The sequence below is a fragment of the Algibacter amylolyticus genome (assembly GCF_014202225.1).
Taxonomy (GTDB): domain Bacteria; phylum Bacteroidota; class Bacteroidia; order Flavobacteriales; family Flavobacteriaceae; genus Algibacter_B; species Algibacter_B amylolyticus.
The window spans coordinates 38,560-61,079 of sequence record NZ_JACHGE010000007.1 but is presented as its reverse complement, the minus strand read 5'-3'; the positions used below and the strand labels follow the sequence as shown (position 1 = coordinate 61,079).

General features: G+C 33.9%; 22 protein-coding genes. 11 read left to right on the top strand and 11 right to left on the bottom strand.

Annotation, left to right across the window (positions count from 1 at the left end; genetic code table 11):
* The first annotated feature begins 21 nt into the window (after positions 1–21).
* The 3 genes from HNQ90_RS12955 to HNQ90_RS12945 are packed head-to-tail and all read left to right on the top strand — an operon-like array spanning position 22 to position 2,081.
* Positions 22–393, top strand: a complete 372-nt coding sequence (locus HNQ90_RS12955; RefSeq protein WP_144117495.1) for a response regulator — start codon at positions 22–24, stop codon at positions 391–393.
* Positions 394–417: 24 nt separating this feature from the next.
* Positions 418–1,602 (top strand): response regulator, encoded by a 1,185-nt coding sequence (locus HNQ90_RS12950; RefSeq protein ID WP_144117493.1) that lies wholly within the window; start codon positions 418–420, stop codon positions 1,600–1,602.
* Positions 1,603–1,613: 11 nt separating this feature from the next.
* A complete protein-coding gene (locus tag HNQ90_RS12945) occupies positions 1,614–2,081 on the top strand; it encodes a glycosyltransferase family protein (RefSeq protein ID WP_221279842.1) in 468 nt (155 codons plus the stop codon).
* 57 nt (positions 2,082–2,138) lie between these two features.
* Here HNQ90_RS12945 and HNQ90_RS12940 read toward each other — a convergent pair whose 3' ends face one another.
* Positions 2,139–2,675 (bottom strand): hypothetical protein, encoded by a 537-nt coding sequence (locus tag HNQ90_RS12940; RefSeq protein ID WP_144117491.1) that lies wholly within the window; start codon positions 2,673–2,675, stop codon positions 2,139–2,141.
* A 543-nt stretch (positions 2,676–3,218) separates the two neighbouring features.
* Between HNQ90_RS12940 and HNQ90_RS12935 the strand changes: the two genes are divergently transcribed.
* Positions 3,219–3,617 carry an Hsp20 family protein gene (locus HNQ90_RS12935; RefSeq protein WP_144117489.1) on the top strand — a complete coding sequence of 133 codons (399 nt, stop codon included), beginning with the start codon at positions 3,219–3,221 and terminating at the stop codon, positions 3,615–3,617.
* A gap of 11 nt (positions 3,618–3,628) precedes the next feature.
* On the opposite strand, the gene moaA is transcribed toward HNQ90_RS12935, so the two are convergent.
* The 10 genes from moaA to HNQ90_RS12885 form a co-directional block, all read right to left on the bottom strand.
* Positions 3,629–4,636, bottom strand: a complete 1,008-nt coding sequence (moaA, locus tag HNQ90_RS12930; protein ID WP_144117487.1) for a GTP 3',8-cyclase MoaA — start codon at positions 4,634–4,636, stop codon at positions 3,629–3,631.
* A 177-nt stretch (positions 4,637–4,813) separates the two neighbouring features.
* Positions 4,814–5,725, bottom strand: coding sequence for a bifunctional molybdenum cofactor biosynthesis protein MoaC/MoaB (gene moaCB / locus HNQ90_RS12925; protein WP_144117485.1), 912 nt, complete (start codon positions 5,723–5,725; stop codon positions 4,814–4,816).
* A 31-nt stretch (positions 5,726–5,756) separates the two neighbouring features.
* The gene (locus HNQ90_RS12920; RefSeq protein ID WP_144117483.1) at positions 5,757–6,104 is read right to left on the bottom strand and encodes a four helix bundle protein; all 348 of its coding nucleotides are present in this window, start codon (positions 6,102–6,104) and stop codon (positions 5,757–5,759) included.
* A 34-nt stretch (positions 6,105–6,138) separates the two neighbouring features.
* Positions 6,139–6,582, bottom strand: a complete 444-nt coding sequence (locus HNQ90_RS12915; RefSeq protein ID WP_144117481.1) for a molybdenum cofactor biosynthesis protein MoaE — start codon at positions 6,580–6,582, stop codon at positions 6,139–6,141.
* A gap of 68 nt (positions 6,583–6,650) precedes the next feature.
* Positions 6,651–7,751: a HesA/MoeB/ThiF family protein gene (gene moeB, locus HNQ90_RS12910; protein WP_241678395.1), complete on the bottom strand. Its 1,101-nt coding sequence runs from the start codon at positions 7,749–7,751 to the stop codon at positions 6,651–6,653.
* Positions 7,752–7,789: 38 nt separating this feature from the next.
* On the bottom strand, positions 7,790–8,023 hold the full coding sequence (locus HNQ90_RS12905; RefSeq protein ID WP_144117479.1) for a MoaD/ThiS family protein: 234 nt from the start codon (positions 8,021–8,023) through the stop codon (positions 7,790–7,792).
* A complete protein-coding gene (gene mobA, locus HNQ90_RS12900; RefSeq protein WP_144117477.1) occupies positions 8,007–8,591 on the bottom strand; it encodes a molybdenum cofactor guanylyltransferase in 585 nt (194 codons plus the stop codon). Before mobA ends, HNQ90_RS12905 begins: the two co-directional genes overlap by 17 nt.
* Positions 8,592–9,332 (bottom strand): sulfite exporter TauE/SafE family protein, encoded by a 741-nt coding sequence (locus HNQ90_RS12895; RefSeq protein ID WP_144117475.1) that lies wholly within the window; start codon positions 9,330–9,332, stop codon positions 8,592–8,594. It lies immediately after the preceding gene.
* Complete coding sequence (locus tag HNQ90_RS12890) at positions 9,333–9,671, bottom strand: winged helix-turn-helix domain-containing protein (RefSeq protein ID WP_144117473.1); 339 nt, start codon at positions 9,669–9,671, stop codon at positions 9,333–9,335.
* 9 nt (positions 9,672–9,680) lie between these two features.
* Positions 9,681–10,859, bottom strand: coding sequence for a molybdopterin molybdotransferase MoeA (locus tag HNQ90_RS12885; RefSeq protein WP_144117472.1), 1,179 nt, complete (start codon positions 10,857–10,859; stop codon positions 9,681–9,683).
* Positions 10,860–11,079: 220 nt separating this feature from the next.
* On the opposite strand from HNQ90_RS12885, the gene HNQ90_RS12880 reads away from it, so the two are divergent.
* The 7 genes from HNQ90_RS12880 to HNQ90_RS12850 all read left to right on the top strand — a co-directional run bounded on the left by HNQ90_RS12880 (position 11,080) and on the right by HNQ90_RS12850 (position 22,507).
* Positions 11,080–11,829, top strand: a complete 750-nt coding sequence (locus tag HNQ90_RS12880) for a Crp/Fnr family transcriptional regulator (RefSeq protein WP_144117470.1) — start codon at positions 11,080–11,082, stop codon at positions 11,827–11,829.
* 360 nt (positions 11,830–12,189) lie between these two features.
* The gene (locus tag HNQ90_RS12875) at positions 12,190–13,584 is read left to right on the top strand and encodes a CmpA/NrtA family ABC transporter substrate-binding protein (RefSeq protein WP_144117468.1); all 1,395 of its coding nucleotides are present in this window, start codon (positions 12,190–12,192) and stop codon (positions 13,582–13,584) included.
* Positions 13,585–13,684: 100 nt separating this feature from the next.
* Complete coding sequence (locus HNQ90_RS12870) at positions 13,685–14,791, top strand: ABC transporter permease (protein WP_144117466.1); 1,107 nt, start codon at positions 13,685–13,687, stop codon at positions 14,789–14,791.
* 266 nt (positions 14,792–15,057) lie between these two features.
* Entirely contained in the window at positions 15,058–15,906 is an 849-nt protein-coding gene (locus HNQ90_RS12865; RefSeq protein ID WP_144117464.1) for an ABC transporter ATP-binding protein, read from the top strand.
* Between the two features lie 7 nt (positions 15,907–15,913).
* Complete coding sequence (locus HNQ90_RS12860; RefSeq protein WP_420837401.1) at positions 15,914–16,744, top strand: ABC transporter ATP-binding protein; 831 nt, start codon at positions 15,914–15,916, stop codon at positions 16,742–16,744.
* A 128-nt stretch (positions 16,745–16,872) separates the two neighbouring features.
* Positions 16,873–18,126: an alginate export family protein gene (locus HNQ90_RS12855; RefSeq protein WP_144117462.1), complete on the top strand. Its 1,254-nt coding sequence runs from the start codon at positions 16,873–16,875 to the stop codon at positions 18,124–18,126.
* Positions 18,127–18,490: 364 nt separating this feature from the next.
* Complete coding sequence (locus HNQ90_RS12850) at positions 18,491–22,507, top strand: T9SS type B sorting domain-containing protein (protein ID WP_144117460.1); 4,017 nt, start codon at positions 18,491–18,493, stop codon at positions 22,505–22,507.
* The last annotated feature ends 13 nt before the right edge of the window (positions 22,508–22,520 follow it).

Sequence of the window (22,520 nt, the reverse complement as noted above, 5' to 3'; positions counted from 1 at the left end):
AATTTAAAAAAATCCCTCAAAATGAAAGTGTTAGTTATAGATGATGAACAAACGGTACTAATGCCTATTAAAAAAAAGTTAGAAGAATTAGGGTATCAAGTTTGTACAACACCAGATGCCATAGATGGTATTTTATTGTTCGATAGTTTTAAACCAAATTTAGTAATAGTAGATATTAATATGCCTGAAATTTCTGGAATAGAATTTATAAACCATATACGAATTAAAAAAAACTCGTCTTTACCAATTATTGTTTTATCTGGTAATACAAATGATGATGTTATAGCAGAAGCTTTCAAACTAGGTATTAACGATTATATTAAAAAACCAATTTGCTTAAATGATATCTGTTCACGAATTAAACGATTAAATATCTTTTTTCAAACGCATTAATCAAAAAATTAAAAACCTCAAATCATGAAAATATTAGCCATAGACGATCAACAATTAGTTTTATTACCACTACAAAAAAGATTACAAGAATTAGGGTACGAAGTAATAATAGAAACAGATGCCTATGCAGGTATTTCTATTTACAACCATGAAAACCCAGATTTAGTAATAGTAGATATTAATATGCCTAATGTTTCTGGTTTAGATATAGTAAAGTATATAAGAAACTCTAAAAACGCAGATACTCCAGTTATGGTATTATCTGGAAATACAGCAGACGATATTATTACTACTGGTTTTGAGTTAGGTATTAACGACTACATGAAAAAACCATTAAGCTTAAACGAAATTAGTGCTCGTGTTAAGCGATTAATTGGTGCTCCAGCAGGGGAAAATACAGTTAGTAATAGTAATGTTATGATTCAGGAGCGTTGTGTAGGTGTTGTAATACCTTGTTATAACGAAGAAGAGCGTTTATTAAGTAATGAGTTTATTACTTATATCGTTAAAAACTCTGGTTATCATTTATGTTTTGTAAACGATGGGAGTACAGATAGAACCTTAGAGGTTTTAAAAGAATTGCAAAAAGGAAGAGAAGATTTTATTACCGTGTACAATTGTAAAAAAAACGGAGGTAAAGCCGAAGCTGTGCGTTTAGGGATGTTGCACATGGCAAAAAAAGAAGATTTGGATTATATAGGATTCTTAGATGCCGATTTATCTACCGACTTAGCCGATTTTGACGATTTAGTAAAAACCATTGAAACATCAGATTTTAAAATTGTAAGTGGTTCACGTATTTCTAGAATGGGAGCTAACATAACCAAAGAATCTGCTCGTAAAATAATTAGTTTAACCATCAACTATATAATCCGAAAAATTTTAAAAATGGATTTTAAAGACACACAATGTGGGGCTAAAATTTTCCATAAAGACGTTATTAATATCGCGTTTGGGGAAAAGTTTGTAACGCAATGGATTTTCGATGTCGAAATTTTTAAAAGAATGAGTATTTATTTCGGATTAAAAAACGCAAAATCTATGTTATGCGAACAACCTTTAAAAAGATGGATTCATGCCGATGGTTCTAAACTATCCATGAAGGATTCAGTAAAAATTGTTGGACAACTGGCACAAATTGCTTGGGTATACAGAGCTAAAAAGTATAAGATGAAATCTGTGGTTGGAAATGAATTAAAAATGATATAACAGCTGCAATTATGATACGAATAGGAATTATTATAGTCTGTCATAATATTGAAAATAATATAAATACAGATTTATTTGTTAAACATTTAAATAAAGCGAAAAACATAGAATTTTGTTTTGTAAATAATGCCAGTAAAGACAATACACATCAAATATTAAAAGATATAAAGGAAATAAGTAAAAAGAATTTTTCAATATTAGATGTTAAAAGGTATAAATCAGATAACTCCGCAGTGCGATCCGGCTCTAGGTATATGTTTAGTCAGTTTAATTTAAACCATATCGGGTATGTTAGTACCAATTTTTTAAATAAAAAAAAGTATAGCATTTGTGGCTTAATTAAGCATATAAGAACAAATCAAGATTATATTTTAGAATACAATAAACAACTTAAGGAAGATAGCGTAATGAAACAAACCATGTTTCAATCTGTGTTTTCAATAACGGAATATTTAGAAAAATCTAGGACCCCATATTAGCCAAGTGATTAAAAAGACAAAAAAACTCAAGCTTAATTTAAGCCTGAGTTTTTTTATTTACCAAGTAACAGTACCATTCATGGTTAGTATTTTACCAGTTTCAGTATTTTCAACGGTAGTATCGTCAAAAATAACCTCATTGTTTTCCTGGTCTACATTAAAGCCAGTGCCACAATCCAATTCATCAGATCCGCCGTTATAATCAGAGGCACAAACAAATCGATATTCTTCACCATTTTTAACAATAACCATCGAGATAGCTTTTGTAGCAGCTGCATTATCCTCATCATCAAATTGTGCCGTAACAATTATAAAACTGTTGGTAAAGCTTGCTGTGGTTGGGTTTATTTCTCCATCCTCATCAATTTCAATGCTTTTATGTGTTAACGTAACCGATTTGTTAGTGCCTGTTTGGTAAGCACCTTCAGCAATATTACCAACCGTTAGGCTGGTACCAAATATAGCGGTTTCTTCACCAGATAAGGTAATAGTGCCTTTGGCATTTCCAGAATCGCCATCGGAGTCGCTGCTGCAACCCATAAAGGTTAGTGAAACAAAAGCACATAGAATGAGGGATTTTTTTAATACATTCATAAAAAGAGATTTTAAATTATTAATTAATAGCTAAAAGTAAATTTAAAATAAACCGTAAGATTTTCCAACCAAAAATTATTAAATGTCTAATTTTAAGGAGTAAGCGACACATTTAAATTATTATTCGATTTAAAATTATAAGTATTTGAAGCTGTTACCTGCTATCCGTTATATCTTTTTTATGTTTGGGCTATAGTATCTTTTATAATAGTAATAGCAAATACTAAAGTCTTCTTTATCAAGTAACACTGCGTTACACAAAAAAGGATGCCACTTCTATCAGGGCTAAAAAATCGATTCCTATTAAATAAATAACTTGGTTTTGGAGTCTGGCTATTTATATGTTAATAAATACTAAACCTCTAAATGTTAAATAATTATTAAGACATTAAAATTAACAAAGCCTTAATTGTTTGTTTCAATTTTTTGTTATACTTTTAATTGATTTTCAGATAGATAGAGTATGATTAAAGTCTTTTTATATTTACTCTACTCTAATAGGTTTACCCATTATATTGCTGTTTAATTTTATCTCTATTAATTATGTCTCCATTTTCAAAAAACAAACAAAGGTTATCAAGAACCTACAAGCGTTATTTTTCAAAAACTAACGAAAATCCAGATTTAAAAGTTCTAGAAACAGATTCTAGTTTTCACTACGAATTAGAAATTCCTGGTTATGTTAAAGAAGATTTTAATTTTTATGTAAGTCGAGATAATTTGGTAGTTACTACCGATAAAAGTAATTTAAACCAAGACAGTAATGAAAATGCTGAAGGGAAAAAACATTCTTATTGTTACCCTTCTGCTTATTTTAAAATGAGAATTCCCTTACCTAGAAAATTATTAAAAAAGGAAATATTGGTGAATTATAAAAACAAAATCCTGAGTTTCGATTTATTAAAGCTTAAGGATCACTCCGATGACGGTTTGTTAATATAAAACAGTACAATTTACCCGCCAATAGTAATCATGCTTCTGTTATTGTTGTGCAATTTAGGTTCCTGTAGTTTTTTAAGTGTATCCATGCCACCGCGTACTTTAAATTTAGCGGCAACGGCTTTTTGTATAATAGGTTCTATGGAGCCTCCAGCTCTTAAAGTGGTTAATAAATCCGATTCGCCAGCCGAAAACAAACAGTTTTTTAGTTGTCCATTTGCTGTTAAACGCAATCTATTACACGAATCGCAAAACGGGTTGGTTACCGAGCTTATAATAGCAAAACTGCCTTTATAGCCTTTTATTTTATAGTTTTTCGAGGTATCGTTAGGGGCATCTTGTAAACGTTCTATGCGGTCTTCCGCGAAAGCGTTATTAACATAATCCATAACTTGGGCATAAGATACCATTTTGCTCATATCCCATTTATTACCATCAAAAGGCATAAATTCAATAAAACGAACAGAAATTGGTAAATCTTTGGTAAAATGAATAAAATCGATAATTTCATTATCGTTAAAACCCTTCATTAATACCGCATTTACTTTAACCGTAAAACCTTCTTTAACCAAAAGTAAAATGTTGTCGTAAACCTTTTTAAACTCATGGCGGCGCGTAATATGTTTAAATTTGGCAGCGTCCAATGAGTCTAGACTAACATTTATTTTATTAACACCGTTGGCTTTTAAAACCCCAATAAATTTATCGATTATCACAGCGTTGGATGTTATGGAAAGCTCAACCGGAAGTGTCGCTAACTTTTCTAAAATTACCGGAATATCTTTTCTAATTAAAGGTTCGCCACCTGTTAACCTAATTTTTGTAACGCCATGGTCTACAAACGTTTTAGCAATTTTGTAGATTTCTTCGTAAGTCATTAATTGGCTTTTAGGCGATAATGTTACGCCTTCTTCTGGCATACAATAGGTACAGCGTAAATTGCAACGTTCAATTAACGAAATACGAAGATAGGCATGATCTCTACCATGCGAATCTTGTAATATGTTTGTTTTGTCTTTCATTTTTGTTTTATCTCAATTTACAGTTTCACGCTCAGTCTTGCTAACTGGTTTAACTTCATTGTTTAAACTTTGTGCTTTAGCAAGAATTTTAACGTAAAGCTTATCACTACAACTAATCAAACTGCCAACTGCTGCTGAATCCTGCGACTTTTTTTCTTAGCGCCTTAGCGCGAAAAACTAATCGTGTCTTGCGCCTTTTAAAATTCTAAAAACATGTAAAACCGATGGAAATATGGCATCCATAGATTCTTTGGCTCCGTTTGTAGAGCCAGGTAACGCTAGAACCAACGTATTGCCAATGGTGCCTGCAACACTTCTTGATAACATTGCAAAAGGCATACGGTCTTGCCCATAATTACGAATCGCTTCTTCAATACCAGGAATTCTTCTATCCAATAATGGTATTAGGGCTTCTGGGGTAACATCTCGACCCGAAAGTCCTGTGCCACCAGTATAAATTACCATGTCGATACCTTGTTCTTGATAGCTTTTTACCTTTTGTTGAATGGCTTCAATCTCATCGGGAATAATAACATATTCCGATATTTTAACATCGCAGCTTTCAAGCTTATTTATGATCGCTTTTCCAGCCTTATCCTCTTTATGTCCAGCCGAAATAGTATCGGAACACACCACAACAGCAGCTTTTAAATCTTTTCTAAATGTATCTTTAAAATCTGATTTACCACCTTTCTTTTTTAATAATTTAATGGCGTGTATTTCTATGCCTTTATCAATAGGTTTTAGCATATCGTACATGTTTAAGGCTACAACGCTTGCACCATGCATAGCTTCAACTTCAACACCCGTTTTATAAATTGTTTTTACCGTAAATAAAACCGTTATTTCTAAATCGTTTATTTCATATTCAACACCTGTAAATTCAATAGGTAAGGGGTGGCAATCGGGTAAAATATCGGGTGTGCGTTTTACGCCTAATAATCCAGCCGCTTTGCTCATGGCAAATACATTGCCTTTAGGCACGGTGTCTTTTTTAATAGCTTGTATTGTTTCTATTTTGCTAACCTTTACAACAGCTTGAGCAATTGCGGTTCTTAGTGTTGTTACTTTATGTGTAATATCGACCATCTCGAATTGAATATTTATTATTTTTTATTGATTATTTTATGCTTGCAGTTTTTCTTGAAGCCATAAAAATTGCTGTTAATTCGCTAGATTCTTTCAAAAAATTTTCAATTAAACTCTTTTCAATTAAGTTTTCATCCAAAGCAAAGTCTAACCAGAAATTAGATTCATCCACCTCTTCAATAACTATACTAATTTTAGCAATGAAACTAGGTTTAAACTGAGCAATACATGTAGCTCTATAATTTGCAGCAACAGAAGTAGAGCATCTAATCAATTGACCTCTAATATGATTAGAAAGGTATGTGTTTGGTAAAGATTTTGTTATTTTAATACAGTTGTGGGCAAATACTTTTGTTCTATTTTTTAATTGTTCTTTCATGGTAGTTTAATAATAAATAGTAAATAAAAAATAATCAATTATTCACTTTCCATTGGTGTGATTCATCTTCAAATATTTCTTTACCAAAAACAGGAACTTCTGCTTTTATAGCTTCAACGATATATTCTAAAGCATCAAAAACTACTTTTCTTCTTGGTGAAGACACAAATACAAATAAGCAGATTTCTCCTGCCTTTACTGTACCAAGGCTGTGGTAAATATGCATGCATGTTAAATCGAATTTAGCAAAGGCGGATTCTCTAATGTCATGAAATTTCTGATTTGCCATATCTTCATAAGCGGTGTATTCAATGGCCGAAACCGTTTTACCATCAATCTCGTCTGCTCTTACTTGTCCTAAGAAAATGTTATGAGCACCAATACTTGTTTTTGTTTGATGTTTATAAATGGAATTACCTATAAATTCTGAAGTTATGGCACCAGGTTGGAATACGTTTTTGGGTTTTTTGTTTGTCATGATTATGTTTTTTCAATCTCCAAATGGAGGTGTTTTTTTTTATTACTTTTTCAGCCTTACAGGTCTTTTTAACTTTCGTTCTTTTGCGCCGTTTTAAAAACCTTGTAAGTATCAATTATTTCCTTTGCGCCTTCTTTTAAACTAAAACAGTTTGTAATATTTGCACGTTGCAATATTAAAACCGCACGTTTGCTTCTTATACCCGATTGACAGAAAAGGACTTTCTTTTTAGCTGTACTTATTTCGTGTAAATTGTTTTCTAAATCGCCTAACGGAATAGCTTTTACATTTAAACCTTCAATTTTTGGTAATTCATGAGCTTCTCTAACATCAATAAATTGGATGTTGTCTTTAGTTAATATATCGTGAATAGAAATCGTATTAATTTCCGTTTCGCAATTAACTTCCATTTTGGTATTATGGAAGTTTTCTTCGGTTTTTAGAACTTTAGAAATAGCGGTTTCATTTCTTTTAATTTTTAAAGTGGAGGTTTTACAAGTTAAAGCATTATAGCAAAGTATGTGTCCGGACAGGATATTACCAATACCTAAAACTATTTTTAAAACCTCATTAGCTTGCATACTTCCAATAATACCAGGAAGGACACCTAAAACTCCTATTTCTGAGCAATTGGGTATATTGTCTTGCGCTGGTGTATTTGGAAACAAGCAACGGTAAGTTGGTCCGTTATTATAATTAAAAACAGAAACTTGTCCTTCAAATTTGTAAATAGCTCCAAATACCAATGGTTTGTTTGTTATTATAGCGGCATCATTCACTAAGTAACGCGTTTCAAAATTATCTGAACCATCTACAATAATGTCATATTCATTAAATAATGCTATGGCGTTTTTATACGTTAACTGTTCCGCGTAAGCGATAATAGAAATACTATCGTTTAAATCTTCTAAACGTGCTTTTGCTGCAATGGCTTTATTTACTCCTAACGATGATTTACCATAAAGCACCTGGCGTTGCAGGTTTGTAATATCCACCACATCAAAATCTATAATGCCAAGCGTTCCAATTCCTGCCGCAGTAAGATATAGCAAAATAGGGCAGCCCAAGCCACCAGCACCAATAACCAATACTTTAGCGTTGGAAATTTTGTCTTGACCTAGTTGACCAATTTCGGATAATATGATATGTCTGTTGTATCTGCTCATCATTCGTACTAAGGCAGGAATCTATCCTACCAGTTATTTTTTTAGCCTCCTGCAAAAGGTGGTAATAAAGCAATTTCGGCACCTGTTAATTCGGTTTCTTTCGAAACGAGTTCTTGATTTTGCGCCACTTGAAAATCTTTAGTTTTTAAGGTGTTGTATTTTCTATAAAGCGTTTCTAAAAGTTCAAAAATATATGTTCCGGAAATTTCTAATGTTTCTTCTTCAATATGAGTGATTTCGGTTAATTGCCCGAAATATTTAATGGTTATTTGCATCTTTTATGGATTTTAATTCGGTTTTAGTATTTACATTCATGGTTGTAAATTCATTTTCTTTTTCTAATACGACGTTTTTAGATTTACAGCTTTTAATAGCAACCCGTAAACGTCTTTCGTCATGTTTTAAAAATGTATTAAAGGTCTGGGCAACATCTTTTTTATATAAGGCTATTAATGGCATGCTTTTACCATTACTCTCTACTTGAATAATTTCGTGATAATCATCAATATTATCAATTAGCTTTTCAAGTATTTGCGTATTAATTAACGGAATATCGCAACTTAAAATTAAATTATAGTCTGTTGAAGACGCTTCTAAACCTGAGCATATTCCTGCAACGGGACCTGCATTTTTAGTGATGTCGGTAATGCGTTTTAACCCGAAAACATCATAATCAGCATTATCCGAAACAATTATAATTTCGGAAACCAACGGCGATAAAGCATCAATGCTATATTGAACAAAAGGTTTATTGTTTAGTAGTAGAAAACCTTTATCTGTACCCATGCGAGAGCTTTTTCCACCAGCTAAAATAATGCCTGTTATGTTTTTTTTGTCTATCATTTAAGTGAAAAATAATTTGCCACAGGCAATGATTAATACAAAGGCCAAAATATATCGTAAACGTTGGTTGTTAATTATTTTACTACCATAATAACCACCTAAAACGCCTCCAACGAGTGCAATGGCAACCAATAGGAAGGATTCTTTTTGTATAGTTACGCCACTATTTAGTTGGCCTATTAATCCTGCTGCCGAATTAACCCAAATAAAAAGCGCCGAAACTGCTGCGGCTTCTTTCATTTTACCCCAATGTAATAGCAGAATTATAGGCGTTAATATAATGCCACCACCAATGCCAATAAGCCCAGAAAAGAAGCCTATAATACCACCTGTAATTAAACCTTGCCAAAGTTTAATAGGTTTTATACTATTGCTTTCTTTACCAAATACGTTTAGCATTTTTAAAATAGCAAAGACTAATAATACGGCGAGTATTTTTTTGTAAATAGAAGCATCAACCTCTAAAGTGCCACCCAAATAAGCGAGTGGGATGGAAGCTATACCAAATGATATGAATAACTTTTTATTAAAATGACCCGCTTTGTAATAGTAGTAAAATGAGATGCCTGCAACAAAAAGATTTAACAATAGGGCAGTAGGTTTCATGGTTTCGGGAGCAAAAGAAAACAACGCCATTAAGGCTAAATAACCACTAGCGCCGCCATGACCAACGCTAGCGTATAAAAAGGATACGACAGGTAGGATTAATAGAAAGAGATATATGTTTTCAGTCTGTAACATTTAAATACGCTCAATTTTTTCTAGTTGTTTGTCTAGGAAGTCCCAACAGTTTTTATTGATTTCATCGAAAGCTTTAACTAAGGCTTGTCCATATTCTGTAAGTTCTGCGCCTCCGCCGCCTTTACCACCAATACTATTTATGGTAACCGGTTTTTTAGCCGATTTATTAACGGAGTCCAACAATTGCCATGCTTTTTTATAAGATATGTTAAGTGATTTAGCAGCTTTTGAAAGCGAACCCGTTTTTTGAATCGCCTTTAAAAGGTGCACACGACCTTCGCCTAGAAGGACATTGTTATCGGCCTCTATCCAGATTCTACTTTTTATTTTATATCCCATAATGTCGTTTTAAACAGGTAATAGAATAACCTCGATCGTATCTCCTTCAATAATATCTGTAAACGTTTCTGGAGCATAAACTAAGGCATTAGAAAGGGCAAAAGTTTGCAACATCGATGAGTTTTGGCCTTCCAAAATCTCAACAGTTCCGTTGTTATAAATGGCTTTTAGGAACTGGGGTCTATCTCCTTTTTTCTTAAAACTTGAAACGGATTTGGCGGTAACCCTAGGTAATTCTTCAGGATCTCTATTCATTAGTTTTTGCAAGGCTATAAACACATATACATAAAAACACGACAGAGCAGCAGCAGGGTTACCCGGTAAAGCAAAAATTTGGGTATCATTCTTTTTGCCGTAAAACAAAGGCTTTCCTGGTTTCTGTTTTACTTTATAAAAAAGCTCTTGGACTTTTAATTCGTTTAAGGCTTTGCCAACAAAATCGTAATCGCCAACAGAAATTCCACCAGTAATAAGAACAAGATCATTGTCGTTTATTGCTGTTTGTAGCGTTTCGACAGTTTTAGTGTAATTGTCTTCCACTTTGTAGAGCGTAACATCATAAAACTTTAAACTGTACAGCGCGCTTAAAAGCATTTTAGAATTACTCTCGTAAATTTTCCCGAAAGTTAATTCTTGGCCAGCTTCAATCAACTCATTACCTGTAGTAACCAGTGCAATATTTGGTTTTTTAAATACAGAAACTTCTGTTATACCCAATGAAATAAGATAGCCAATAGCTGCTGGAGTTAACTTAGAGCCTTTTTTTAAAGCAATATCTCCGGTTTTAACCTGCTCGCCTAATGGCCTAATGTTTTGCTGTGTATTTGCTTGTATTTCTAGAGTGATACTGTTTCCTGTATTGGAGACCTTTTCTTGCATCATAACGGCATTAGCCGAATCTGGTACAGCCGCTCCTGTAAATATTCTAACAGCTTCTCCTTTTTTTAGTGTAGGCTGGTGTCCATCGCCAGCTTTAACTTCGCCAATTAAAGTGTATGTTAAATTATCATGTAAATTAAGAGCATATCCGTCCATGGCCGATTGCCTGAACGGCGGCATATTAATAGGTGATATAACATCTTTAAATAAGATATAACCTCCCGCTTTTTCAACACGCTTAATGGTTTCTTTTAAAAGCGGTTTGCTGCTATGTTTTACAATTGAAATGGCTTCAGAAATAGAGATCATAAGTGTTTTTCGTTATGTCCTAGCAAATATAACGAATCTGTTTTAGTTGGTCAATATTATAAATGGTTCTTCTAAAATTAATAGAAATCAAATAAAAAATGGCTGTTAAAATTTAGATTACTTAATTAATAAGTGTATTTTATTGTAGGACTTGTAAAAATGACATTCTAAGTATGGTTTTTAAGTATTAATACGTATTTTTACGTAAATATATAACTTCATGTTGGTTTCTACATCAAACGATCCATTCGAAAATAAAACATCATTAGATGGCACCTGCGGTGTTTGTGGAAGCCATAATTGCTTGATACATAATTTTTATGATGTGCTTTTTAATTCCAAAGAAGCACGAAATAATCCTATACTAAAGTGTCAAAAAGGACAACAGTTTATTATAGAAGGCGCCCCAGTAAATGGGCTTTATTTTATAAAATCTGGCACTGTAAAGGTTATTAGAACAGGTATAAATGGCCGCGAACAGATTGTACGTTTTGCAAAGGCGTGTGAAATTGTTGGGCATCGTGGTTTTGGAACTCAAGAGTACTATTCTATTGGAGCTATTGCTTTGCAAGACACCGAGTTGTATTATTTTGCTAAAGAAAAACTACAGAACTATTTACTTGAAAACCCGAAATTTGCTTATAGCATGATGTTGTTTTATGCTAATGAGTTAAATAGAAGTGAGAATAAAGTAAAGTCTATTTCTCAAATGACAGTTCGCGAGCGTGTTATAGATAGCTTACTATATATTAACCGCAAGTTTGGCGACTTACGTGGCTTTTTAAATTTACCTTTAAGTAGAAGGGAGTATGCAGATTATGCAGGAACTACCGAAGAACAGGTAATTCGAGTTTTTTCTATCTTAAAAAAAGAAGGCTTAATAAGTGCTAAAGGGAAAAAAATTGGCATTACAGATGTGCAGCTTTTAAAAAATGAAATTAGTGAGCATAACTATTTCTTAGATACTTAATGTCTTCAAAACTTTTTAATTATAAACCATCCTATAACAACCTTTTAGGTTGAAAATGTAATAGTATTTATTCTAGTTTCCAGTAATTCTTTTTAGAGTAAATAACTACTGCTTTCTTTTTTAGCATCTACTTTATTTTTTCTTGTTTTTCTTTAATTTACGTAGGTATACGTATTATTTATTTCATTATTAACTATTTATTTGTTAGGTTTTTATGATTAAAACATGGTTTTTAGCAGGTTTTATTATGGTTTAAAAAAAGGTATAGATATGGGGATACTCATAAAATGAAATAAACTCTACTTATATATTTGCCTTGTATAAGTATTAATACTTAGAATAACTTAAAACATAACAAAAATGAAATCTCTACTAAAAAAAACAACTTGGATTTTACCCGTTGCTGCTTTATTAATAGCCTGCGGTGGAAAAGAAAAGAAAAATGCAATAGCAGAAAACACAGCTACTCAAACTTCTAAAACTAAAACCTTAGCTATTGAAAAGCCTCAATTAACTTTTGGTTTTATTAAATTAACAGATATGGCGCCTTTAGCTATTGCGAAGGAAAAAGGGTTTTTTGAAGATGAAGGTTTATTTGTTTCGGTAGAGGCACAATCAAACTGGAAAAATGTTTTGGATCGTGTTATAGATGGTCAGTTAGATGGTTCTCATATGTTAGCAGGTCAGCCTATTGCTGCAGGTGCTGGTTTTGGGCGTCAAGCTAAATTAGTTACCGCATTTTCTATGGATTTAAATGGTAACGGTATTACAGTATCAAACGATGTATGGTCTAAAATGAAACCAAATGTACCAAAGGGTGCCGATGGAAAACCTGTACATCCTATTAAAGCAGAGGCATTAAGACCAGTTATAGACGAGTATAAAACTAATGGTAACGCTTTTAAAATGGGTATGGTTTTCCCAGTTTCTACACATAATTACGAAATTAGATATTGGTTGGCAGCAGCTGGAATTCATCCTGGAATGTATACAGCAGATAATGTACAAGGTCAAATCGATGCCGAGGTTTTACTATCTGTAACGCCTCCGCCACAAATGCCAGCTACACTTGAGGCAGGTACTATTTATGGTTACTGTGTAGGTGAGCCATGGAACCAACAAGCTGTTTTTAAAGGTATTGGTGTTCCTGTAGTAACTAACTACGACATCTGGAAAAACAATCCAGAAAAAGTATTTGTAATGACAGAGAAATTTGTTGAGGACAACCCTAATACGGCTATTGCTGTAACTAAAGCCTTAATTAGAGCAGGAAAATGGTTAGATGAACCATCAAATAGAGCAGAAGCAGTTAAAATTTTATCAATGTCTCAATATGTTGGTGCTCCAGAAGAAGTATTAGCTAATTCTATGACAGGAACTTTTGAATTTGAAAAAGGAGACAAACGTGAGATGCCAGATTTTAATGTTTTTTACAAGTACAATGCAACATATCCTTTTTATTCTGATGGGATTTGGTTTTTAACTCAAATGAGAAGATGGGGACAAATTCCTGAAGCAAAACCTGCAGATTGGTATGCAAATACTATTAAAGATATTTACAGACCAGATATCTGGACAAAAGCTGCTAAGCTTTTAGTAGAAGAAGGTAATATTCCTGCAGTAGATATTCCAACAACAGATGGTTTTAAACCAGCTACCACAGATTTTATAGATGGTACTATGTATGATGCTAAAGATCCTATCGCTTACATTAATAGTTTTAAAATTGGTAACAAGGATAAAGCGGTACAATAACATAAAATAAATTATTGTTAGTTCTGGTGATTTTACTCATCACTAAAATCACTGGAACTAACAACGTTTTTAAAAGAAAGAATACACTAAACAAATCATCATGAAGCAAAGTTTAACATTAGGAAAAGTAACCAAATTTATGGGACTCGGTTTTTTAAGCACATTAAAAGGCCTATTTACAGGGAAGCTAGATAAGGAAGAATTTAAAACTTTTTTACGTAAAACGGTGGTGCCAATTGCTTCTATTTTGTTATTTATTGGTTTGTGGCATATGGGGGCAAAGTCTTTGTATAATATTGAAGCCGATCATAAAATTGAAAAAGCTTTAACAGATCAAGGACAAGAAGCTGCAGTTGCTTTACGTGCTTGTATAGCATCGGGAGAATCTGGATGCCAGCCAAACACATTACCATCGCCAAGTCAGGTTTGGGATTCTTATAAATCGCTATTACGTGACCACAATATTATTGCGGCAGATAAAGCGGCTTTTATAGAAAAAACGGCTGCCTTAAACGAAACACGTACTGCTCAAGGTTTGGATGCTATAACGTATACGGGAAGACCATCGTTTGTAGATCAAATTTTTAGAAGTTTAAAAACAGTTTTTGCTGGTTTTTTATTGGCATTATTTATTGCTGTTCCTTTAGGAATTTTTATAGGGCTAAGTCCTACTTTAAAAAGTGCTTTTAATTGGTTTATTCAAATATTTAAACCTGTATCGCCGGTGGTTTGGTATTTACTGGTTTTTATGATTGTAAAAACATTACTAATAGGCTCTAATGAAGATAGCTCGTTTACCATCTCGTTTATTAGTGTAGGATTATGTTCTATGTGGGCTACTTTAGTTAATACAGCAATGGGAGTATCTTCTGTGGATAAGGATTATATAAACGTTGCTAAAGTATTAAAGCTTGGTAATTTTCAGAAAATATTTAAAGTGGTTTTACCATCGTCTTTACCATTAATTTTTACAGGTTTAAAAATTACGTTATCGGTAGCGTGGATGGTTTTAATTGCTATTGAGTTATTAGCCCAAAGTCCTGGTTTAGGATTGTTTGTTTGGGAGGAATTCCAAAATGGTGCAAACGACTCTAACGCAAAAATTATTGTTGCCATGTTTGTAATTGGTATTATAGGTTTCTTGTTAGACCGATTAATGCTAACAATACAGAACTGGGTGAGTTTTGATAAAACGGATGCGATATAATTATTGATAGAAGACGGTTAACGGAAGAGGGAAGTTTAGCTCTTTTGAGGATAAGCTGATGATTACCTACTGAAGACTGACAACAGCAAACTTACCCGCGTTAGGGATTGTAATGAAAAGCCCACAGCGGAGGTACGGAGCGAGGACTTGTAATGTAAAGCCCGACCCTTGTGGTAACGCCCAAAAAAAACAGCCTTTAAATGTGAATTGTTTATCTAAGAATACTGGATAAGCAACAGGCAAGTAAACGTATAAAGATATAAGAAATGGCATATTTAGAATTAAATAATATTTATAAAACTTACGGACAAGGTGATAGCGAAACCGAGGTGTTGTCGAACATTAATTTGACAATTGAAGAAGGGGAGTTTGTTGCTATTGTGGGATTTACTGGTAGTGGTAAAACAACTTTGGTAAATTTAATTAATGGTTTAATTGAGCCTACTAAAGGAGAAGTTTTATTTAAAGGTGCGCCTGTGCAAGGAACGAGCCATGAACGTGGTGTGATTTTTCAGAATTATTCGTTGTTGCCTTGGTTAACGGTAGGACAAAATGTTTTTATGGCTGTTAAGGAGGCTTTTCCGAAAAAAAGTAAAACCGAGTTAAATGACATTGTTGCTAATTATGTTGAAATGGTAAGTTTAACACCGGCTATTAATAAACGTCCTAAGGAATTATCTGGTGGTATGCGCCAACGTGTTGCTGTGGCTAGAGCTTTAGCCATGAAACCAGAAATGATAATTATGGATGAGCCATTAGGGGCGTTAGATGCCTTAACACGTGGTAATTTACAAGACGAAATTTTAAATATTTGGGGACAAGATAAACGTACCGCTTTATTGATTACTAACGATGTTGATGAAGGCATTTATATGGCGGATCGTATTATTCCATTACGACCAGGACCAAACGCCACTTTGGGACCTGAGTTTAAAATAGATTTAGAGCGACCAAGAGATAAAACAGAAATGAACGATAACGCGAATTTTAAGGAAACTAGAAATGCCATTATTGAGTACTTAATGGATATTGGCGATGAAAGAAAATCGAAATCTACAGTAGAATATGTGCTTCCGGAATTGAGTCCGAAGGATTTTGTAAACCAGTTTAAATAAGATTTTTATGAGTGTTATAATGGATAATAAAAGAGAAACAAGTTTAGTGGGAAATGGCCTTTTTCCTTCTAAAGATGTTATGTTGGATTTAAAAAACCTTAAAAAGGTGTATCCAACGCCAAAGGGTGATTATGTGGTTCTTGAAGATTTAAATCTGCAGATTAGAAAGGAAGAGTTTGTTACCATTATTGGTCATTCTGGTTGCGGAAAAACCACTATGCTGTCTATGATTGCTGGATTAAATCCTATTTCGGGAGGAAACATCTCGGTATTAGGAAAACATATTAAAGGTCCGGGACCAGATAGAGGTGTTATTTTTCAGTCGCCTAGTTTAATGCCTTGGATGACGACCTTACAAAATGTTATGTTGGGTGTAAACCAAGTATTTCCGCATGCATCTAGAGCGCAGCGTACCGATATTGCTAAATATTATTTGCAAAAGGTAGGCATGGAAGATTCGTTTAATAAACGTGCTTCAGAGTTATCTCAAGGTATGCAACAACGTGTTGGTATTGCAAGGGCATTTGCTATTAAACCAAAAGTATTATTACTAGATGAGCCTTTTGGAATGTTAGATTCGTTAACAAGAGGCGAACTGCAAGATATACTTATAGAAATTTGGAATAAGGAAAAAATTACTGCGGTTATGATTACACACGATGTGGATGAGGCTATTTTTCTAGCAGATCGCGTGGTAATGATGACTAGTGGTCCAAAGGCTAAAATTGGCGATATTTTAAATATTGATTTTGAAAGACCTAGAACTCGTAAGTCGGTTTTGGAGCATAACGATTACTACAAATACAGAAAACACTTAATTGATTTTTTAGAACATTAACTAAAAAATAATACAAATACAGGTTGTGATTTTTTTGAGGTTATGAAAATGTTTTTTTCATGATTACAGGATAACTACAGCTATAAATTAACAAAAACTCAAACAATCAAAAATTAAAAACAAGTAACATGAAAAAACAATATGTATTAATAGGTTTACTAGCACTAGTGGTTCAATTTGCACAAGCGCAGTTTACATTAGATGGCGAATTTAGACCAAGAACAGAGTATCGTAACGGATTTGGAAGCATTATTCCTGATGAGGCAGATGCAGGTTTTGGAATTTCTACAAGAATTAGATTAAATGCAGGATACAGCACCGATGCTTATAAGTTTTATTTAAGCTTTCAAGATATTATGGTTTGGGGTGAAAACAGACAAATTTTGCCTTACGATCAAAACAACTCGTTTGCTGTATTTCAAGCGTGGGCAGATATCCAATTAGGTGAAGGTTTTTCTACCAAATTAGGGCGTCAAGTGCTGTCTTACGACGATCAAAGAATTTTTGGAGGTCTAGATTGGGCACAGCAAGGGCGTAATCATGATGCGGCATTGTTAAAGTACAAAAAAGGTAAATTTATGGCCGATGTTGGTTTAGCTTTTAGTCAAGATTACTCTAACCCAACTGGGTTTCAATCTGTAGGCACGCAATACTCAACTACTGGTTTTTTCTCTTATAAAACCATGCAATACTTATATTTAAATCAAGCTTGGGATAATTTTACAGGTAGCTTATTAGTTTTAAATAATGGTTTCCAAAAGTATGATACAGATAGTAATCCAGATGGTGTAAATAGCATTCAAACTATAGGAACGCATTTAAATTATAAAAAAGGAAAATTTGGAGCTGCTGCGAATGCCTTTTTGCAAATGGGCGATACCGTTGATGGTGCTTATTTATTAGGTTTAGATTTTACGTATAAATCTTCTGATAAAGTAACACTTGGTGCAGGATTAGAAATTATTAGCGGAAACGATACTGAAACTGCCGATAGCGAAGCCTTCTTTCCTTTATACGGAACCAATCATAAATTTAACGGATTTATGGATTATTTTTATGTGGGTAACCACGCAAACAATATAGGTTTAGTAGATATTCATGCTAGCGCTACATTTAAGTTAGGTGCCAAGTCTAGTTTAATGGTTAAGGCTTTAAATTTTAGCGGCGAGCAAGAATTAGCAAGTGGAGAAAAATCTTTAGGAACAGAAATTGATATTGTATTTAAAAAAGCATTTAAAGGTTATGCGCTAGTTGCGGGTTATTCGCAAATGTTTGCTAACGATGGTATGTACGAACTTAAAGGTGTAACCGAAGATGCTGCTGCAGACATGCAAAATTGGGCTTGGGCCATGTTAGTTATTAAGCCTAAGTTTTTAAACTAAATACCATTTAACTTTTTTCATCAGTGAATTGGATATAATTTCATTTTATAATATGTTGTTAGTTTGATAGTCCAATTTATTTGAATCCCGCTTCGGCGGGATTCTTTGTTTAGGTTAAGAAAGCTTTACTAAATTTTAGGCGTTCAACATATTACAATATCTATTCATTTTTTTTTCAAATTAAAGGAAAAGAGTACGTGCAAAATAATACGCATTATCAAATCCATAATTAAAAGATTGAATTTTTAGTGGTTTATATTTTTATTGTGTTTTGTCTTTGAAATGCATATAAAAACGATTAAAAGTATTTTTACGAGTACTTTTTTTATATATTGCCAACTTTTAAATTCAAATCTATAATTAAATGAATACTTGCTTTCGCAATATATTCCGTTTCATTTTTACTAGTTTTATTGTTTTTAGTTCGACTTATGGAATTGCACAATGTGCAGGTACTGGGTCGGAGATTACAATATGTGATAAAGAAACAGACCCCAGCTTACAAGCTTTTAATCTATTCGATCAAATAACCGGAGAAACCCCTGGAGGAACATGGGTTGCAGATAGTAACTTTAATTCCGATGCTTTAGATGAAACTGCAGGAATAGTAAACTTATGGGCCATTAACAGGTTTGGTGCTCATGGATTTACGTACATGAATTCCGCTTGCGACGCCAGTACAGCCACAGTAATTATAAACTTGGGTGGTTATCCAGGAGAAAGCAATCAAAATCCGGGTACAAACAATGTTTGTCAGGTTTTAAAGGCAGATGACGATGATGCCGCAAATATTATAGATTTATTTATTTTTATAGATACCGCTAACGCCATGATTGGTCCAGATACAGGTGGAGTTTGGACAGAAAGTCCAGGAAATATGGCTACGGGTTTACTCTCAAATGAATTTTTTGATTTTGGAAATGTACCAATTGGTACCTATACCTTTACCTATACGGTGCCCTCTGTTAATGGTTGCCCTTCAAGTTCGGCAATTATAGATGTAGAGGTTAGACGATCTCCAAATCCTGGTGTTACATTCGATTTAAATCTTTGCGAAAGCGACGATATGTCTGGTTTAAGAGCTTTAGATCTTTTTTCTAGATTAACTGGCGAAGATACTAATGGCGAATGGACAGATGGTAATGTGCCAAGTACAGGCGAACTTTCCAACGGTTCAGATTCTGTAATAAACGTTGAAAATATATATAACACCTTGGGTGTTGGAACCTATACCTTTAGCTATAAAGTTATACCAGATCACCCCATTTGCGAAGAGCAAGAAGCTGTTTTTACAATATGTATTGAAGAGCAACTAGAATTAACGGCTGCTCTAGATGTGGATTGCCAGGGTGTGGTAACTGTAAATTATGATAGTACACTGTTGGCAAATGGTACATATAATTTAAGTTATACGGTTACAGGAAGCAATTTAGGGACACACACCAATGCACAAGATGTCGATTTTGCTAATGGAAATGCAACTTTTAACCTAGAACCAGACCTTAATTTAACATCTAGCGAGACCTTAACCATACAAATAGACAATATAACAGGTCCATCTCCTTGTGGCGGACTTCCATTATGTACTTCTATAATAAATGTGCCACCAAAGATGTTTGATATGTTTGTGGAACCTAATATATCCATAACATCCACAACAGGTTGTGAACTCGACGATATTTTAATTACCTATTTAAATACTGTCGATTCTAACTTTAATCCTATTGATGGAACACAATCTGTAACATATTCTATAAACGGAGTCGATTTTACCGATGAGGTTAATTTCTCTAACGGAAATGCCGTATCCAATGTGTCTGTAGATCGTTTTATGTTAGGTAGCAATCAATTGGTGTTTTATCAATCTAATAGTTTTGTGCATTGTAAAGATTTAAATGCGGGCATTTCTCTTAATTTAATTCCTGCGCCACCAAATCCTATGTTTAGTATTGTACCAGATAATAAGTGCGATGCTACAAGTGTTCAGTTTGGTTTTAATAGCCCTTCTGGGGAATTTATAGCGTATAACCCTGTAACTTTCGATATTTACCAATATGGTAGCGAACCAGGACAATTCCAACCGAGAGATCCTAGTGTGTCATTAACTAATAATACTCAAGGTGATGGTATCGATTTAAATATTTCTAATACTAACGATGTTAGCCAACTTCCTGATGGTGATTATGTCTTTGTTATACGAAGTGTACAAGATGATAATGCCGCTTGTAGAGGATTAAGTCAGACTGAAATTGATAATTATACCGCTCAAGGTATCGATGTTGGCTTAACTAAATCTGGTAATAATCATATTTTCGATGCACGTTTAACGTTTAGAATTGGAGAGCCGCCATTACCTAAATTAATTAAAAATAATTTTCAAGTGTGTTTGTTAAATGGACCGGTCACTTTAGGCGATTTATCCATTTTTGCAGGAGCCGATGTTAATATCGCTTTAACCGATATAAATGATGTTGAGGTACCAGAAACTTTCGAAATAACGGAAGATGCTACTTTTAATGCCGTATTTACTAGTACTATAACAGGTTGCGATTTAGGAACCGAGCAATTAACGGTTTCGGTAGTATCCAATGCTTCGTCGCCGGTTTTAAATACCAATGTATTTTGTAGTTTGGTAACCAATACGGTTTCAGATTTAGATACTTCTGGTCAAGATATCGTGTGGTACGATGCCGAAACCGATGGAACAGCTTACAACACATCAGACGTTATAGACACTAATAATGCGTATTGGGCAGAAATAACCATTTCTGGAGGTTGTGTAAGTACAACAAGAACTCAAGCTGTAATTACTTTTGTTAATCAGGCTAATGCGCCAACACCATTAACAAATGAGTTTTGTTCTTCTGCAACGCCTACAATAAGCGATTTGAAAGTAGAAACAGACGCAGCTATTGTACAATGGTTTACTTCAGAAACAGGACCAGAATACACAAGTACCGCCTTACCACTAGATGAAACACAGGAATATTGGGTATCGCAAACAGCAATTCAAGGTTGCGAGAGCGAGCGTGTTCAAGTTACATTTATAACAACCGATGTCGCTCCAAACCCAGAGCCTATTACAAACAGTTTTTGTACAGTCGATGGTACGGTGTATACTTTAGAGAATTTGAATTATAACGAATCGTCACTATCTCGAGAAGGTGAGCTTACTTATTTTTCAGATGCAGCAGGAACAGTAGCTATTCCTTCTACAGAGTTACTAGAAAATGTTACAAGTCCAGTTTATGTGCAACAAATTATTGCAGAGGCATGTTCTAGTGCGATAGTTGAAGTTAATTTTTCGTTAGAAAATAGAGCTTCAAAACCAGAATTAACACGAGTTACGTTTTGCTTAGAAAACGAGCCTACTATTCAAGAGTTAATAGATGCTTTAGAAACGCAAACGTCAAATACTATCACCATTTATGAAGATGAAACTACTACAACAGCATTAGATGCAACTTTGGAATTATCGACGCTTACAGAGCCTATTTACGCTTCTCAAACCATTACTGCAGGGTGCGAAAGTAACGAAAGAACGGTGGTTACTTTTACTTTGGCTAATCCAACAATTTCAAGCAACGATTTTCAAGTACTGCACTGTAGTATAGACCAAGCTACGTTAAACGATGTGTATTTTGGCAACGGAACTGTCGTATGGAAGGACGAAAGCGATAATCCTTTATTAGGAACCGTTTTATTAGAAAACGGAACGTCTTATTTTGCGCAGGTAGAAGTGGAATCTTGTTTAAGTGAAGCTATAGAGATTCAAATAACTTTGGTGGATGTTCAAGATCCTATACCAAGTGCTACAACAGCAGCATTCTGTGGAATTCAAGAAAAACAAATTGCAGATTTATTAGAAGATGAGTCTGGAAATGCACGTTTCATTACACCACCAAACCATACTTTAGTTTGGTACGATTCAAATGATGTTTCTACAAGAAACAGTCTAGATAATAACACGGTACTAGATAACGGCACCTATTACGCGGTTTACGAAGTCACTTCAACTTTGTCGGGACAAACCATAACATGCGAAAGCAATGCGGTAGGCATTACAGTCGATTTAACAGCTTGTGATCCAAAAGAATTAGTCATTCCAGATGCATTTTCTCCTAATGGCGATAGCATCAACGATACCTTCGAGTTACTAAATATAGAATTTGTGTATCCAGATTATAACATTGAAATTTATAATAGATACGGACGTGTTGTTTTTAAAGGCGATATAGAAGTTGGCTTCTGGGATGGTAAAAGTAATCAAGGTGGATTTTCTAGCAGCGAAGTTTTACCAACAGGCGTTTACTTCTACGTAATTAATTTTAATCGATTTGGTACAAAACCATATCAAGGACAAGTTTATTTAAAACGATAATGACTAGCAATAC